A 17,738-nucleotide genomic window follows, 5' to 3' on the forward strand; every position below is an offset into this window, starting at 1 on the left:
TCGGCAGTGTCAGTAGGGCGCGACCCCCGGCAAACCGTTGTTCGGGCGGAATTGATCTCCGGTCGGAGGAATAGTCAGCGCTGGCGTCGCATCCTGAGCAGAAGGCTGACGTTGCTCAATCGCCTTCTCCTGCTCACGCTGCCTCTGCGCTTCCGCTGCCCGCTCTTTCGCCTCCTGTTCGGCACGAGCACGAGCCTCGGCCTCCGCCTTTTCGCGTTGCGCTTTGCGCTCCACCTCAAGCGATTGGTAAAGGGACACTTCCCTGCGCAGCCGCTGCTTTTCAAGAACACTGGCCTGAAGCGTCTCAACCCGCCTGCGCTCACGCTCGAAAGCACGCAGCGAAAGATAGTTTGTTAGCCCACCCACTTCCAACTCACGCGTGGGCGCGTCCCACGGACCGGAAAACTGAAGTCCAACACTCGCCTCGCCACCGGCAATGGCATTCTCGCCAAGCGCATAGGTGACCACGAGCTTTCCATCCAAAGTCTGGTCTGGAAGATTGAACCGCGCCTCGCCGGACAAAGCGGCCGGTCCCGCCTGTGCGGTAATGCTTTGAAAGCGCAGCTGGCCGGAACTCACCGTGAAAGGCAGCGTCACGGCTCCGATTCGGGTTGGCCCTGCATAAAGAACTGCCTCCGCGATTGGGCGAACCTTGCTTTCGGTCACATCGCCCTGAATGCGGTCGGCAGCACTGAGGAGAGAACTCACCGGATCCTGTGCCAGATCCGGCAAGACAACATCAGCAAGGCGCAACGAGCCGGATCCGTTGAGTGCGGTCACCAGGCCTGCCGGTGTCTTTGCGGTTGCTTCCGCGGCGAGCTCGAAACTAAGCTTGCCTGTCGCAACGGGATGGTTGGCCCGCAACCACATCAGCGGCGCCAGATCGGCGTCCTTGAGCGCCAGACGCGATTGCAGCAAACCGATGCCATCGCTATTCGACAGCGCCAGACGACCGGAGATCGTGCCGCCAAGCCATTTGCCGCGCAGTTCCTCCAGCGTCATGCCGCCACTGCGATTGACGAAACGCATCGCAACGTTTTGCGCAGGCTGGGTGCCCGGCGATACGAGAACCTGATCGACAGACACATCCAGATTAAGGTCAGCCTGCCGGAACATCGGAGCAGCCAATTGCTTGGCAGACAGTTCACCGGTTTCAGCATCCTGCAGCGGTCCGTAAACCGCTTCGGCGAGCCACAATAGGTCCATGGCGCCGAGGTTGAGCTTGCCGCTGATCGTGGGGATTGGGGCTGCACGATCGAAAACAAGATCGCCACCCAGCGTATTGCCAGCGACATTACCGGACACCTCGCCGAGACGAACGGCCTTCGTTTCCAATATCATCTTCGATCTGAGATCGACGGGCAGACCGGTACCGAGTTGCGGCAGGCCGAAACCGCCGGCAAGCAGGGTCGGCTCGAGATCAGAACTCTTGAGGCTCACCGAATAGCTGCCATTGCCGAAACTGTCCGGCGCAAGGCTCATCCCGCCTTCAGCCACCAATTCGGTCAGATCGGTCCGGTAACCGAACCGAACCTGTATCGGCTGGGAAAGCCGACCACTGGCGCTGACATCGATGACGCCGTTATAATCGCCATCGAAGGGAAATGTGGAAATGCCAATCTGGTCGAGAAGGGTGAGCGATTCGGTATTGGCCAGCCTGGCCGAGGCCTGAAATTCAGTTTCCTGCGTCAGGTCAAAGAGATGCAGTGCCTTTATGTCGGAGGAGATCAGCGTGCCGTTCGAACTGCCGCTGACTTTAATGACCGCTGCATCACCCAGTGTAACATCCACAGTCAGCTTCGTATCCGCATACCGGTCAGCACTACGCGCCATGCGTTCCAGAACCGGATGCCTTGGCAGGCGCTCTCTCAGCATCGCCAGAAAACCTGCCGCATCCGGTGCCGTGAGACTGACAGTGCCTTGACCGGAATAATCGAAAATCGAGCCTTCGCCACTCCCTTTTGCCAGAATACTGGCGCCCGCCAGATTGGCAATATTCAGCTGCGGCACGGTCAATTTCCCGTCGCCGAACTCGAACCGCGTTTCAAAGCCCTGCGCGCCGACGCCGAAAGCCGTCAGCCGGTCGGCCTTCAAATGCGCTGACAGCTTGTGATCGAGCACATCGTCACCGGCGTCATTACCGGTCATCAGCGAGGCAAGTGCCCGCAAGGCATCGAGATCGATCTCATTGCCTGCAAGATCTACCGCAAGCTGCGGCACCGCTGCCGCCTCCGTGGCGGAGGTCCGACGCACTTGCCCCTTCAGCGTTGCGCTGCCAACAGCCACCTCAAGATTGTTAAAGACCTGCACACCGGTTGTCAGATCGACGTCGGCGGAGAAACCCGCCGCCTTGAGACGCCGGATTGCAGGGTCGACCTTGCCGGTCAACCAGTCGGAAAGGCCAGAAGGCTGGTTGGAAGCCAACACCATCTTGCCCTTGAAACCGGCGCTACCCTTGAGGCTCAGCCGACCATCAAGTTCCACCTGCGTCCTGCCGGGAAGCGTGGCGACCGCATTTTCGATCTGCCATCCGGTTTGAGCCGGACGAATGTCCAGCCGGATATCACGCAGGGTCGTTCCCTCCGTCACGATCGCCGGAAGGCTAATTGTTGCCCGCCCCGGCACCTGCGGCACGGGAATATTGGCAGCCATGTCGATCAGGGCATGAAGGCGTCTTTGGGCGGAGACATGCGGATCACGGGCCGTCTTGCCCTTGGCCAACATGTCGCCTGCCAGCTTCTCGACATCCACCTGCTGGCCGTCCGCCGTCAGCAGAAATTCCGGCCTGTCACCGGTATCCAGCGTCGCCTCACCGGTAATGACATAGGGATTATCAGCGGCACCGGCTTCAACACGATATTCAGGAATCCGGATGCGCTCGTTCGTCAACTCGAACTTGCCCTTGGTGCGCGGCGGCGGAACACGTTTCTCCGCGACGGCCACCCCATTGGCAACTGGCTGATCTTGAAAGACGAGGTTAAAGGCGCCCTTATAGGCGGGCTTGGCATCGGCCACGCCGAGCATACCGTCGAGCTGAACCTCGACCGGCTGGATATCCGGCCAAAGGCGAAGTTTCAAAGGCACCTGACCGGCCTGTGCGTCCGGCTCTCCACTGCTCAGCGAGAACTTCGCCTCGTAACCGTCCAGCGTTCCATTGCCTTCGGCCCGCCACGGCCCTGCTAGCGAGCTTGCAGACAGATCGGCGGTGAGCTTGCTAAGAGTTCTGTTGCGACCAGTCGCCTCGTCAATGAACTGGATCTCGGCGCCCGTAATGTGCACATCTTCCAGCACGACGTTACGTGCGGGAATAGCCGGCCGGCTGCCGCGCATCCAATCCAGCTTGCCGTCCTTCAGAAGGCGGATACGGGCCTTGGGGTTTACCAGCCGCATGTCGAAAACGCGCGCCTCGCCGGAGAGGAAGGGCGCCAGTTCCAAATCCATGGAAAACTCTGCCACCTGGATCAGCGGCGTTCCATCAAGATCCTGCCCCACGCGAACATCGCGCATCGTAACCGAAGGGAAAGGCAAAAGTCGGGCATCGACGCTGCCATGCACGGTCACCTTCTTGCCAAGGATTCGGCTGGCCTGTTCTTCGAAGCTGAGCCGGAAACTGCTCCAGTCCACGAACAGCGGAGCAAACAGCGCTGCGAACAACGCAATCACCACCAGACCGCCAAACAGCAGGAAAAGACGTCCCAACAACCGGACCACTCCTTGATTTCGGAGGTCTATTTAAAATTCTACAGGCTCCCGCACAAGCCGTGCAAGGATCGTATCAGGTTGTTTCCCGCAGGATCTTGCCTGGATTAAAGATATTCTTCGGATCCACCGCCCGCTTGATCGTCCGCATCAGGCCAAGCGCAGGCCCGGCCTCCTCTTCGAGAAAACTCATCTTGCCCTGCCCGATGCCGTGCTCGCCCGTACACGTTCCGCCGCAAGCAAGAGCGCGTCGGTTCAAGCGCTCAACGAAGGCTTCGATCCGTGCGACATCAGCCGGATCCTTGTCGTTGAACAAAATGGACAGATGGAAGTTGCCATCTCCGGCATGACCGACGATCGGTGCAAGAAAGTCATTCTCGACGATATCTGCATGGGTCGCGGCCACGCAGTCGGCTAATTGCGAAATCGGCACGCAAACATCCGTTGCCAGTATCGTGAGGTCAGGGCGCAGGGCACGGGCCGCCCAATAGGCATCATGCCTCGCCTTCCACAGCTTGGCGCGCTCTTGCGCATCGGCCGTCCAGCGGAAACTTTCGCCGCCGCATTCCTCGGCAATCATGGAAAACTGTTCGGATTGCAGGGTCACTGTCTGATCCGTGCCATGGAACTCAAGGAAAAGCGTCGGCTTTTCTTCATAGGACAGCCCGGAATAGGCATTGCAGGCGCGGATCTGTACCTCGTCCAGAAGCTCGATACGCGCAACGGGAATGCCCATCTGAATGGTCATGATCACCGCATCGCAGGCCGCCTTGACGCTTGGGAAAGCACAGACACCGCCACCGATCTTTTCCGGTATTCCCTGCAGGCGAAGCGTAATGGAGGTGAAGACGCCGAGCGTCCCCTCCGAACCAACGAAGAGCCGGGTCAGATCGTAGCCTGCGGAAGACTTCTTGGCACGGCTTCCGGTGCCAATCTCCTCGCCGTCTGCTGTCACGACAGTCATGGCGAGCACATTGTCCTTCATGGTGCCATAACGCACGGCGTTGGTGCCGGAAGCGCGCGTTGCCGTCATGCCACCGATCGAGGCGTTCGCACCAGGATCAATCGGGAAGAAAAGGCCCGTATCGCGGAGATAGACATTCAACTGCTCACGCGTTACGCCCGGTTCGACGGTCACATCCAGATCCTCCCGCGAAACGCGCAAGATCCGGTTCATGCGCGAAAAATCGATAGAAATTCCGCCCGAAGGTGCGTTGACCTGCCCCTCCAGCGACGAACCGGTGCCGAACGGAATGATCGGCACACCGTGCTCAGAGCAGGCTCTAACGACCGCTTTGACGTCGTCAGCAGTCTCGACGAACACCACGGCATCCGGCAGCTGTCGGGTCAGATAGGTCGTCGTATGGGTATGCTGCTCACGAAAGGCCTGCCCGGTCTGAAGCTTGTCGCCAAGCGTCCCCCGCAACGCCTCGATCACAGCCACGACTGCGGCCTCGTTTCGCACACCGGGGCGCACATCCCTCAAGACCATGATCTTCTCCATTGAATGCCGAGCAGTAGAACCCGGCATCTTTGGTAGGAGAGGATCATTGTTTTGTCTATCAGTTTCGGCTCACGGATAGGCTTCTCCGTGTAACATTTGGATCTGCTCACTCCGCTGCCAGCAGAGGCCGCTCTTTCTCCTCGTTCGCCGCCGGACGAGAAGCCGTGACCAGTTCCTCATGCAGCCTTTGCTCTTCATGCGCGTGCGGCTTGGCAAAGCGTGCGATCAGGAGATAGGCAAGCGGCGTAATGAACAACGTAACGATTGTTGCCAGACCCAACCCACCAACGATGACCCAGCCAAGCGCAATGCGTGCTTCTGCACCCGCACCCTGCGCGAATACCAGCGGCACACCACCAAGGATCGTCGCGATCATGGTCATCATCACCGGACGAAGGCGCAGAGCGCATGCCTTTTCGATTGCCTCGCGAACGGCCATTCCCTGATCTCGAAGCTGGTTGGCGAACTCCACGATCAGAATGCCGTTTTTGGCCATGACCCCGACAAGGAGAACAAGTCCGATCTGGCTGTAGACGTTGAGCGTCGAGCCCGTCAGCACCAGAGCGAAGACCGCACAGGCCAATCCGAGCGGCACCGTGGTCATAATGATGACGGCGGACAACACGCTTTCGAACTGTGCCGCCAGAACGAGGAAGATGATGGCAATCGCAAAGCCGAAGGTAATGGCCATGCCGCTTGAATTCTCACCCAGCGTCTTGGCTTCAGCCAACGGCATCAGCCGCGCGCCAGGAGGCAGAAGCGGCTGCGCCAGCGCCTGTGCTTCCTGAAGCGCCTGACCCAGCGAAACGCCCTCGCCGAGACCAGCCGAAATCGAAACCGCGGCCAGTTGCTGCTCGCGGTTCAGGCGCGGCGCGACTGCCCCTTCCTTGAGGGCGACGACCGTGGCCATTGGCACGACCTTGCCATCATTGGTGCGCAGGAAGATGTTCTGCAAATCGGTCGGATCGTCGATCGGCTGCATCGTGGAGGTCAACTTGACCGGATAGGCCTCTCCGTTCACGAAGACATCAACGATGGAACGCCCTTCCAGCAATGCCTGCATGGCGGTGGACAGGCCGGTGATATCGATGCCCAGATCGGACGCACGCTCACGGTCGATGGAGACCGAAAGCTGCGCCTGCGTCGGTTCGTTGTCCAGACGCGGCGTCTGGAAATCCGGGTTCTTTTCCATGGCCTGAACGAGCTTGATGGCGGCGGCGGTCAGCTTTGTATGCTCGTTGCCCACCAGCGCAAACTGCAAGCCATTCCCCGCCCCGCGAATACGCAGGCTGTTGGACTGAATCGCGAAACCGCGCACCGCTGGAACCTTCGCCGCAGCCGCATTGACATCTGCAACGATCTGGTTCTGGGTGCGCGTGCGTTCGCCCCAGGGCGCCAACGTCATCACCATGAAACCGCTATTTGTTGAGTTGCCCATGCCGGAAATGGAGAAGATGTTTCGGATCTCACCCGAGTCGACCAGCGGCTGAAGATTTTCCTCGACGCGACGTATCTGGTCCTGCGTGTATTCAAGGCTCACACCCTGCGGTGTGGTCAACCGCATCGATACCAGGGATCGATCTTCCAGCGGCGTCAGCTCGTTCTTGACCAGACCGAATGCGACGAAGGCCGCCGCGCCGAACATGACCGCCACTGCAATGATGACAATCGGCGCATTCAGAGTGAACTTCAGCGACTTCTCATAGGTGCTGGCAAAGAGATTGCCGAAGCTCGCGAGAAACCCCTTCGGCTCGCTCATCGGCTTGGTCAGCATGCGCGATGCCAGCATGGGACACAGCGTGAGAGCGGTAATAGACGATAGCCCTACGGCAAAGGCCAGCACGAAACCGAACTCGCGGAACAGACCACCCAATTGTCCGGGCAGGAAGGAAAGCGGAATGAAGACAGCCGCCAGCGTTGCCGTGGTGGCAAGAACCGCAAAGAAAACTTCCTGCGTGCCCAGCACCGCCGCCGCGCGTGGCCCCATGCCTTCAGAACGCCTGCGGACGATGTTCTCGAGCACGACAATCGCATCATCGACGACGAGACCGGTCGCCAGAACAATGGCCAGCAGGGTGAGAATGTTGATGGAAAAGCCGACCAGATAGATAGCCGTCAGCGTTCCGATCAGCGCAACAGGCATGGTCAGCGCCGGAATAAGCGTCGCACGCCAGTCGCGCAGGAAGAGATAGAGGACGACGACCACGATCAGCGCGGAAAGCGCGAGCGCCAACTCGACTTCGTGCAAGGCACCGCGAATGAACACGGCGTCATCCGATGTGATGATGATGCGCGTTCCTTCCGGAAGCACCTTCTGCAATTCAGCAACAGCCGCTGCAACACCGGTCGAAATGTTGAGCGTATTGGATTGCGCCTGACGGATGATGCCGAGACCGACGCCCTGCACGCCGTTGGACCGAAGAGTCGTGGTTCCATCGTCAGCACCAAGATTGACGCTTGCGACATCGCGAAGGCGGATATTGTCCTTGATCAGAACATTCTCGAAGTCGCGCGGTGTCTCCAGGTTTGCCGTTGCGCGCACCACGATATCCTGCGTGCGGCTTGTGAGAGAACCGGCGGGAACGTCAAGCGCCGCACTGGAAAGCGCAGTGGAGACATCGGCAACCGTCAGGCCACGGCTGGCGAGAGCCGCCTGATTGAGATCGACACGGAAGATCTTTTCCTGATCGCCGTAAAGCTCGACATCCGCCACGCCCTCCACCGCTGCCAGCCGGTCAACCACCTGCTTGTCGACAAGTAGGGTCAGGTCTTCCATCGAAAGCTTTGAAGACGTTACGGCAAGCCGCATGATTGGCTGCGAATCGGAATCCGCCTTGACAATGCGGGGCTCGTCCACGGTATCGGGCAACTGATAGGAGACGCGGCCAATCGCATCGCGCACGTCGCTTGCGGCGACGGCAAGATCAACGGTGTCGTTGAATTCCATGGTCACGCGGCTGGCACCGAATTGCGATTCTGACGAAAGTGCCTTCAGCCCGCTGACGCGGGCGACAGCGCCCTCGATGACCTGAGTCAATTCCTGATCGACTGTCTGGGGAGATGCGCCTTCATAGTCGGTTCGCACCGTGATGACCGGTTGATCGACATCGGGAAGCTCGCGCACTTCGACACCGACAAAGGCGGCAAGACCTGCCACGACCAGAAGCGTATTGATAACCGCTGCCAGAATGGGGCGACGGACGAACAGAGCCGTGAAGGTGGATTTTGCATCCTCTGCCTTCATGTCGTGCTGATCCTTGCTGCTCATCGGGTCGCTGCCTCCGCCACACGCTGCGGCTCACCCTGAATGCGAACCGGCTGGCCTTCACGAACACGCTGCAAACCTTCCGTCACGATCCGGTCGTCAGGCTTCAAGGCTGCCTGCACCAGAACAGTGTCCGGGTTGCGCTGGATGACGCTGACCCGAACCTTCTGTGCCTTGCTGTCCGTCACCTTCCAGACGAAGGCACCTTCAGCGTCCCACTGAACCGACAAGGGGTCGACGGCCGGATAGCTTTCACCGGCAAACCGCATCGCCACCTGGAACGACATGCCCGCACGCAAGAGGTCTGTCGGATTATCGATGCGGCCGCGAATGCGGACGGTACGGCTTGCGGCGTCCACGCGATTGTCGACCGAGTCGATCACGCCCTTGAACACCTGCCCCGGACGACTGACGGAGGTCGCTTCGAAGGAGGCTCCCGTTTCGATCTGGGTGATGAAGCGTTCCGGAGCATAGAAATCAACGAGGATTTCGGAGCGATCGTCCAGCGTCACGATACTTGTCTGCGTCGTGACATTGTCGCCGACATTTGCCGGGACGATCCCCGCCACACCATCAATCGGGGCAACAATATCGCGACGCTTGAGGTTCAACTGCGCCGTGCTCAACGCCAGTTTGGCGGCCTCTTCGGCAATCTGCGCATCGAGCGCATCAAGACGGGTCACGCTCTGCAGGTTCTTGTAGGACGCGGCCTTTTCAACGGCACTCCTCAGCGCCACCTGCGCCTTGTCCCGCTCGATCAACTGCTCGTCATCATCAAGACGGGCGAGAACCTGACCCTTGGTGACCTTCTGGCCTGCCTTGACGAGGATTTCGTCTATCGTTCCGGTTGCCTGCGGCATCACCACGACGGACTGGATGGCAACGCCGCTACCAATGGCCGTCAGCCGATCGTTGACCGTGGCTGTCACAACTGGGCGAACGGCAACAAGCGTGGCCCTTTGACCTCCCGCCTGGCCGCCAGCCTGACCCTGACCTGCACCCTGGTTGCCCTGGCCGTTTCGTGCCGGGTTGTCAGATTGAGCCGTTTTCTGCCCGTCTATCGCTGCCGGCTGAATGAGACCAACCAGACGCGCGGGAACACCCATTCCAACGAGACTTCTTGCCGCATCGGCGCTGACAAAGATCCACAGACAGAGCCCCGCAAACAGCACGACAATACTGAGGAGCAATTGCTTCCAGATGCGCATTCAGTCACTCCGGTTGAATTGAAGACGTTACCAAGTATCGCGTTCTACGCTTTGTTAGACAACGCTGGATTACCAATCTTGCGAAATTGTAACCTGACGGAAACTCACGGAATCGTGAGTTGGAAGCAGGCCTCGAGAAATACTCAAACTAGCGCGATTTCTCATCTGGCGCACCACTGGAATAAAACCAGAACATAGACTATGGCCTTGTGCTTCCGGAATCATTAGATTGCGCTGATGACGAACAGTTTCGATGACATTCCGTTCTTCGATGAAGAACCGGATCACGGCTCCCGCCGTTCCAAGCCCCCTGCTCCCTCTACGGCTGCGCCTGCCAGCGGCCTGGGTATTGCGGCGCGTGCCATGGCGGCGCGCGACCAAAGCAGGCCTGCGCCCGATTACCTGGGTGGCCTGAACCCCGAACAGCGGGAAGCGGTTGAATCGCTCGATGGTCCCGTTCTGGTGCTGGCCGGTGCAGGCACGGGCAAGACGCGCGTCCTCACTACGCGCATTGCCCATATCCTTGCGACCAATCGCGCCTTCCCAAGCCAGATCCTGGCCGTGACCTTTACGAACAAGGCTGCGCGCGAAATGAAGGAGCGCATCGGCGTTCTCGTTGGTGGCGCAGTGGAAGGCATGCCCTGGCTTGGCACATTCCACTCCATTGGCGTGAAGCTTCTGCGGCGTCATGCAGAGCTTGTCGGCCTTCGTAGTGACTTTACCATTCTGGATACGGATGACGTTATCCGTCTGATAAAGCAGTTGATTCAGGCCGAAGGTCTGGATGACAAGCGCTGGCCTGCGCGCCAGTTCGCAGGCATGATCGACGGCTGGAAAAACAAGGGCCTGACGCCGAAGGATATTCCCGAAGGCGATGCACGCGCTTTCGCAAACGGCAAGGGTCGCGAACTCTATGCCGCCTATCAGGCGCGGTTGAAGACGCTGAACGCCTGCGATTTCGGCGATCTACTGCTACACCCGATTGATCTCTTCCGCCGCAATCCGGATGTGCTGAAGGACTATCATCAGCGTTTCCGCTACATTCTAGTGGACGAGTATCAGGACACCAACACAGCGCAATATATGTGGCTTCGGCTTCTGGCCCAGCGTCCGAAGGACGTGCCGCAAAACGTCTGCTGCGTCGGCGACGACGACCAGTCGATCTACGGTTGGCGCGGCGCCGAAGTGGATAACATCCTTCGTTTCGAGAAGGATTTTCCCGGCGCGAAGGTTATCCGGCTGGAACGCAACTACCGCTCAACGGAGCACATTCTCGGCGCGGCAGGTCACCTGATCGCAAACAACGAAGGCCGACTTGGCAAGACGCTTTTCACGGAACGCACCAATCCCGATGACGAAAAGGTGATCGTCCACGCCGCTTGGGACTCCGAAGAAGAGGCCCGCGCGATAGGGGAAGAGATCGAGCAGCTTCAGCGCAACAAGCATAAGCTGAACGATATGGCCATTCTCGTCCGCGCTTCCTTCCAGATGCGTGAGTTCGAAGATCGATTCGTTACCCTCGGGCTGAACTACCGGGTCATCGGCGGCCCGCGCTTCTATGAGCGCCTCGAAATCCGGGATGCGATGGCTTATTTCCGCCTCACCTGCCAACCGGCGGACGATCTGGCCTTCGAGCGGATCGTCAACACGCCGAAGCGTGGGCTGGGAGATACCACCGTCCGCACCTTGCATGATTATGCCCGCGCCCGTGACATCCCCATGCTGGCCGCTGCAGCAGACCTGATCGAGACCGATGAGTTGAAGCCAAAGGCGCGCAAGGCGCTTTTCGATGTGATTCAAAGTTTCAGGAGATGGTCGGAACTGCTTGAAACGACTCCGCATACGGAACTTGCGGAGCAGATTCTGGAAGAATCCGGCTACACCGACATGTGGAAGAACGACAAGTCGGCGGAAGCGCCGGGTCGTCTGGAAAACCTCAAGGAACTCGTGCGCTCTATGGAAGCTTTTGAGAGCATGCGAGGTTTCATGGAGCATGTCTCTCTCGTCATGGATGCCGAGCAGAACGAGGATATGGACGCCGTTTCCATCATGACGCTCCACTCAGCCAAAGGTCTGGAGTTCGAAACGATTTTCCTGCCCGGCTGGGAAGAAGGCTTGTTTCCGCACCAGCGGGCGTTGGATGAAGGCGGTCGCGCAGGCCTGGAGGAAGAACGACGCCTTGCCTATGTCGGCATCACCCGTGCCAAGCGGCGCTGCCACATCTGGTTCGTTTCGAACAGGCGTATCCACGGCCTCTGGCAATCCACCATGCCGTCGCGCTTCCTCGATGAATTGCCGCCCATGCATGTGGATGTGGCTGAATCGGACTCCAGCTATGGCGGCTATGGTCGCGGCGGCTACGGACAATCGCGCTTCGACAAGGTAGATCCTTTTGCCAATTCCTATTCCACCCCCGGCTGGAAGCGCGCTCAAGCCAACAAGAGCGAAGCCACCCGCGATAACTGGGGCAGTCGTTCCGGCCATGCTGTCGAGCGGATCGGCTATGGCGAAAGCGGACCGCGCGGCAGAACCATCGACGGCGAATTGGTCGCCAAATCGGTAGCCGATACACCGTCGAAGTTCCGGGTGGGCGACCGCGTGTTCCACATCAAGTTCGGTAATGGCAGTATCGCCTCGATCGAGGGCAACAAGTTGACCATCGATTTCGACAAGGCTGGTCAGAAGCGCGTGCTGGATGGGTTTGTGGAGAAGGCTTCCTAGCGTGAGCACTTCCGATACCGATCTGACAGACCTGATCCTATGGCGACGTCACCTCCACACAATGCCGGAAGTTTCTGGTGATGAGCACCAGACTGCGGCAGAGGTGGTGCGCTTTCTGCAGGCTTCGTCGCCGGATCAAATCGTGACAGGTCTCGGCGGCACAGGCGTTGCGGCGGTGTTCAAGGGTCGAGAGCCGGGCCAGACAGTCCTGTTTCGTGCGGAACTCGATGCCCTGCCGATTGCTGAAGCGACGCAGGTCGTACACAGGTCGAAGATCGATGGCAAAGCCCATATGTGCGGCCACGACGGGCATATGGCAATGGTTGCCGGTTTGTCACGGGCCTTCAGGCGCCAGCGTCCAGCGTCAGGCCGCGTCGTGCTCCTGTTCCAGCCTGCTGAAGAAACCGGTGCGGGCGCCGCGGCCGTGATAGCCGATCCCGCATTTGAGGCAATCAGACCCGATTATGCGTTTTCGCTGCACAATATTCCCGGTCTTACCCTTGGTCACAGCTGGGTCAAACCAGGCCTAGTCAATTGTGCATCCTGCGGACTACGGATCACGCTGACCGGCAAGACCGCGCATGCCTCTTCGCCAGAGAGTGGCACGTCTCCGGCTCCGGTCATCGCAGAACTCATTCCTGCCCTGACAGCTCTGCGAAGGGGACATATTGAAACCGAGGATCTGGTGCTGACGACCATAACCCATGTCTGCGTAGGTGAACCGACATTTGGCGTGGCACCGGGTGACGCTGAACTCTGGGTGACGCTGCGCACCGTCAGCGATGACGGTATGTCCGAATTACGCGAGGCAGCGGAAGGTCTGGCTCGCAACGTGGCTGAGAAACATGGGCTGAGCGTCTGTTTCAGCTATCACGATGAGTTTCGTCATTGCCGCAATGATGAAGAGGCGGTGGACATCATTAGGCGAGCCATGGACAGGGAGGATCTGCCCCACTCAACCGGTCAGATGTTCAAGTTTTCCGAGGACTTTGGCCGTTTCGGAGACGTTGCGAAATCGGCCATGTTCTTCATCGGCTCCGGAGAAAATCAGCCTGCCCTTCACAACCCGGACTATGATTTTCCAGACGCCCTGATCCCCATCGGCGGGCGGGTATTCCTGCGCATCGCGAGAGAATTGCTTCGATAGAGAGATGCGTGTCGGCGCTTAGGCACCGACACAAGGCGTATCAATCAGCCGTCGCCCCTCAGGTAATCCACCAGTGTGCGGCGGTTGCTTTCAGGCGCGTTATCGGATGCGGAGGCGGTGCTGGCAGGCGCAGAGCCACCGCCGCGCAGGTTCAGCTTCCGCAGCGCCGCAGCCGGGATCGTACCATTGTGGCGCTCTACGATGATCATGTGCGTGACTTCGCCACGCTGGAAGGCGCGCAGGAACTTGTCGTAATTCGCAAACGCCACGCAGCCATGCGAGTCACCCCGCGTACGCAGCAGGTAGCTGTGCGCCAGCAGGCCGGTGCGACCGAGCGGGTTGATGCCATCGGTTGGCGTCAGACGAATGGCCGCCACACCGTGGAAAAGCTTTTCGCGCATCGACAGCCGATAGGTACCAGGCGGGGTTGGGCCACGCATCTTCACATGCGCGTACTTCGGGTTATCCCGCATTTCTCCGATACCGGAATGGGCTTCCAGACGCTCGCCGCTCGGCATGTGCACGACGCCATTGGTAATGTCGTAGACGGCGACCTTCATGCTGTTGCCGCCGCGATCCGGCCACGGTACGCTCTTGGCAGGCGTTTCCTTCATCGGGTTTTCGGGACGCGCAAAGGCAAGCGCCTTCGGAGCTTCCTCTTCCTCCTCTTCAACCGCGGCAATGGCGGGCTTCTGTGCTGGCTTTGGCTGCGCGGATGGCGCAATTGCCATGGCCAGCGCATTGGCTGCCGGACGGCGGATCGGAAGTGGACCGGCCATTGGCAGACCATCATCCACGGATGGCGCCATGGCTTCTGCTACAGCAAGTTCGGCAGGGCTTTGCAGATCGGCAACCTCGACCTGCCCCTCGTCTACATTGCCCTTTGGCAGTGCATCCCAGGCAGTTTCGGTCGGCGGCGCGATGATGACGGTCTCGTCCAACGCAGCCACGAGAGCAGTCTTTACGTCGCCGCTCTTCGGTCGCTTGGAGGCAAGGCTGGCGAACTGCTTGTCCATCTCGGCCTGCGCAAGAGCCGCCGCAACACCGGATTTGACAGTGTGATCGGCGGGAACCTGCGCATTGAGATAGGCCAGATGCGCACCTTCAAGCCGCGCCGTTTTCTCCGTCGCTCCACCGTTCAGGCGGGAGAACTTCGCGATCTTCAGAACCCGCTCCGCTTCGGAGATGGGAGCCGAGAGAATCGGCTTCAAATTCAGAGACGCCTTGAGCTGATGCGAATAATCGGAAGGCTTGATGCTGCCCATGCTGTGAACGGTCGCAAGCGCGCCCATCATCCAGCCGCCAATGGCAAGGCCGAAACCGAGCGCAACAGTACCCTTTATGAGGCCGTAAGCGGGGGACGCCTGCTTGGTCTGGCGGCGTCGCGAAGATGTTTTGACGGTCCGAGCCGTCTCGAAAGCCACTGCCATGATACGCATCACCCCTTACTCAGTCGAACAGCCGGAGCGAACAAACCTGCTCCGGACAGAAGAGCCCGCCTGCAATCGACGTGAGCTTGGGAGTACCCACGAACATGAGACGTTCGCGGATAAGAATGACAAAGTATGGTAACCAATGTGTTTACAAGGCCCCCTGAAAGTTCAGCAAGCCATTATAAACCGATACCGCCAGAAGTTTAACCGAAATGCGACAAACCGACGGCAGGCCGTCAAAATGACGCATATCAGCAATTTTTAGGTGTATCAATGGGACTAACGGTCCGATTTTCCCGATATGGATCGTCAGAACCGCAGAGATAAGTGAATGCGCCGCGCAATTCTCCTATGTACTTTCGCCAGCCTGTCAGTTGCAGCAGGTTGGCACAGCCTCACCCGACGCTCCACAGCGGTCGAGCTTAGGCCGGACCTTACGCTCACTTATACCGTTTCCTGGGGCTTCGGCATGAGCCAACGTTTCACATTGGGTGAACGCTGGAAACCGTGGGCATCGATTTCCACTGAATGGATTAAAATATGGGATAAACCATACAATTCGGGAGCTGCCGTCTACGCCAGCGAGGATGGCAAAACGTACTACATCGGGACCAGTTACATTCTCATTGTGATAGACGCGAGCCAGAAATCCTTTGAGATGCACTGCGATAGCTCACTGGCTCTGTCGCGAACAGGGCTTGCTCAACAATTGCTTGTCTATGGTTTCCGCGGCCACGAACAGATCGATCCGGGCGCACCGCCCCTATTCGGATATCTCGATAAGAGCGCGCATACTGGAACACTTCCCTATGAGCTGCCTCAATCAAGATACTATAGGGTCGTTCGCTACCTGGGTAAGTTCGGCATCGTTGCCGACGGAAGCCAAGGCCGAGGAAGCGGAGTAGCATTTGTTTCAGCACAAGATTCCCCGGAACCAAGGTTGGGGTTAGAGGCCAACTGCGGCTGAAATCGCACAACCAACAAACTTGATCGAGCCTCGGCAAATTGGCATCCTGCGGCAAAGCAAATCACGGGAGACACATCATGCGGGCCTTGTTGCTGATCGATATTCAGAACGGTTTCTGCCCCGGTGGAAATCTCCCCGTCCCGAACGGCGACGCGATCGTGCCGATCGCAAATCGCCTGATCGACGAAGGGCCCTATGATGTTATCGTCGCCTCGCAAGACTGGCATCCGGAGAATCACGGCAGTTTCGCATCCCAACATCCGGGCAAGAAGCCGTTCGACATGGGAGAGCTTTCCGGACAACCACAGGTCATGTGGCCGGATCACTGCGTGCAGGGAACGCCGGATGCGGAATTCCATCCCGATCTCGATCTGGAGCATGTCGATTACATCCAGCAGAAGGGCGAGAACCCGGCAGTCGATAGCTATTCGGCATTTCGTGACAATGATCAGGCCGCAATCACCGGCCTTGCGGGCTACCTGCGGGCGCAACAGGTCACAGAGCTTGATCTGTGCGGATTGGCGACGGATTACTGCGTAAAGTTTTCTGCGCTGGACGCCAGAGAGATGCTGCCGGAGATCAAGGTTCGTTTCATCGAAGATGCGAGCCGCGGTATCGATCCGCAAGGCGTGAAAGCCGCTATCGAAGAAATGCGCGCCGCAGGCGTATCCATATGCACAAGTACTGATATTCTATCGGACTGAACCGCATTTCGGGATCCAGAGGCTTGCCGGCCTATCGCAATAGGCTTAATTGCCTCGCGCATAGAGGTATTCCATGCGCACCCTTCCCTTCTGGCACGGCATCCAAGCCGGCCTCACCGTTGCACTATCAACGACCCCCTTCGGATTGCTGTTTGGCGCAATTGCGGTAGACGGCGGCGTGAGCCCACTTGAAGCGACATTGATGAGCGGCATCATATTCGGCGGCGCCAGCCAGTTGGTCGGCGTGCAGATGTTTGGCAGCCATGTGCCCGCATGGCTGATCGTGCTCTCCGTCTTCGCAGTCAATTTCCGTCACATCCTGTATTCGGCGGCCATGACACCGATGGTCAAGGACTTTGGTCCCGTGCAGAAAGCTGCGGCATTCTTCTTCCTCACGGACCCGCAATTTGCGGAAGCCGCCAAGCGTGTGGATCGCGTCGGCAAGCTGGAAGCCACTTGGTACTTCGGGGCAGCCTTCATCATCTACGTCGTCTGGGTGGGAAGTTCAGCGCTCGGCGCAGTGTTCGGGCAACTGATCGGCAACCCGAAAGCCTGGGCCTTCGATGCACTGTTGCCCATCTATTTCCTTGGACTGGTAATGGGGTTTAGCAAACGCCCGCTCTTCGGCGCTGTCGTTCCTGTCAGTGCCGCAGCCTCGATCATCGGAATGCACACGGTCGGCTCCCCGTGGCATGTCAGCATCGGAGCCGTGGCTGGCATCATCGCCGCGCTGATGCTGCACAAACCGCAGTCGTCTAACCCAGATGAAGGCGCGAAGCCATGAGCCTCGATCTCAGAACCGCCCTCATCATCCTCGCCGCAGGTCTCGCGACCTATCTTACACGGATCGGTGGTTTCTGGCTGCTGAGCAATGTCAAAAACCTGCCTCCGCGGCTGGAGACAGCACTGAATGCCGTACCGGCTGCAGTTCTGACAACGCTTGTTGCGCCCGCCTTCTTCGACGGCGGGATTGAACTCAAGATCGCAATGATCGTTGCGCTGCTGGTCGGCCTGCGCCATAACGGCATCCCCCTCATCCTGGCCGGATGGGGAGCTGCCATGGTGTTGCGGCATTTCGTGATGACCTGAG

The 17,738-nt window shown here is 59.0% G+C and carries 11 protein-coding genes; 6 read left to right on the forward strand and 5 right to left on the reverse strand.

What is annotated here, in order from left to right:
• Positions 1-9: 9 nt before the first annotated feature.
• From E8M78_RS22465 to E8M78_RS22480, 4 genes are all read right to left on the reverse strand, one after another.
• Positions 10-3,702 (reverse strand): AsmA-like C-terminal region-containing protein, encoded by a 3,693-nt coding sequence (locus E8M78_RS22465; protein WP_137137151.1) that lies wholly within the window; start codon positions 3,700-3,702, stop codon positions 10-12.
• A gap of 73 nt (positions 3,703-3,775) precedes the next feature.
• Positions 3,776-5,191: an FAD-linked oxidase C-terminal domain-containing protein gene (locus tag E8M78_RS22470; RefSeq protein ID WP_137137152.1), complete on the reverse strand. Its 1,416-nt coding sequence runs from the start codon at positions 5,189-5,191 to the stop codon at positions 3,776-3,778.
• A gap of 118 nt (positions 5,192-5,309) precedes the next feature.
• Positions 5,310-8,471 carry an efflux RND transporter permease subunit gene (locus E8M78_RS22475; protein ID WP_246658440.1) on the reverse strand — a complete coding sequence of 1,054 codons (3,162 nt, stop codon included), beginning with the start codon at positions 8,469-8,471 and terminating at the stop codon, positions 5,310-5,312.
• On the reverse strand, positions 8,468-9,676 hold the full coding sequence (locus tag E8M78_RS22480) for an efflux RND transporter periplasmic adaptor subunit (RefSeq protein WP_137137153.1): 1,209 nt from the start codon (positions 9,674-9,676) through the stop codon (positions 8,468-8,470). The genes E8M78_RS22475 and E8M78_RS22480 overlap by 4 nt, the downstream gene beginning before the upstream one ends.
• A 237-nt stretch (positions 9,677-9,913) precedes the next feature.
• On the opposite strand from E8M78_RS22480, the gene E8M78_RS22485 reads away from it, so the two are divergent.
• On the forward strand, positions 9,914-12,397 hold the full coding sequence (locus tag E8M78_RS22485; protein ID WP_137137154.1) for a UvrD-helicase domain-containing protein: 2,484 nt from the start codon (positions 9,914-9,916) through the stop codon (positions 12,395-12,397).
• A 1-nt stretch (position 12,398) separates the two neighbouring features.
• On the forward strand, positions 12,399-13,544 hold the full coding sequence (locus E8M78_RS22490; RefSeq protein ID WP_137137155.1) for an amidohydrolase: 1,146 nt from the start codon (positions 12,399-12,401) through the stop codon (positions 13,542-13,544).
• Between the two features lie 44 nt (positions 13,545-13,588).
• On the opposite strand, the gene E8M78_RS22495 is transcribed toward E8M78_RS22490, so the two are convergent.
• Entirely contained in the window at positions 13,589-14,974 is a 1,386-nt protein-coding gene (locus E8M78_RS22495) for a DUF2778 domain-containing protein (RefSeq protein WP_246658441.1), read from the reverse strand.
• Positions 14,975-15,446: 472 nt separating this feature from the next.
• On the opposite strand from E8M78_RS22495, the gene E8M78_RS22500 reads away from it, so the two are divergent.
• The 4 genes from E8M78_RS22500 to E8M78_RS22515 all read left to right on the forward strand — a co-directional run bounded on the left by E8M78_RS22500 (position 15,447) and on the right by E8M78_RS22515 (position 17,737).
• Positions 15,447-15,944, forward strand: a complete 498-nt coding sequence (locus E8M78_RS22500; protein WP_137137156.1) for a hypothetical protein — start codon at positions 15,447-15,449, stop codon at positions 15,942-15,944.
• Positions 15,945-16,021: 77 nt separating this feature from the next.
• Positions 16,022-16,648: a bifunctional nicotinamidase/pyrazinamidase gene (gene pncA / locus E8M78_RS22505; protein ID WP_137137157.1), complete on the forward strand. Its 627-nt coding sequence runs from the start codon at positions 16,022-16,024 to the stop codon at positions 16,646-16,648.
• 73 nt (positions 16,649-16,721) lie between these two features.
• Entirely contained in the window at positions 16,722-17,432 is a 711-nt protein-coding gene (locus tag E8M78_RS22510; RefSeq protein ID WP_137137158.1) for an AzlC family ABC transporter permease, read from the forward strand.
• Entirely contained in the window at positions 17,429-17,737 is a 309-nt protein-coding gene (locus E8M78_RS22515) for an AzlD family protein (protein ID WP_137137159.1), read from the forward strand. Before E8M78_RS22510 ends, E8M78_RS22515 begins: the two co-directional genes overlap by 4 nt.
• The last annotated feature ends 1 nt before the right edge of the window (position 17,738 follow it).

Origin of the sequence: Rhizobium sp. FKY42 (genome assembly GCF_005222835.1) — a bacterium.
GTDB lineage: Bacteria > Pseudomonadota > Alphaproteobacteria > Rhizobiales > Rhizobiaceae > Neorhizobium.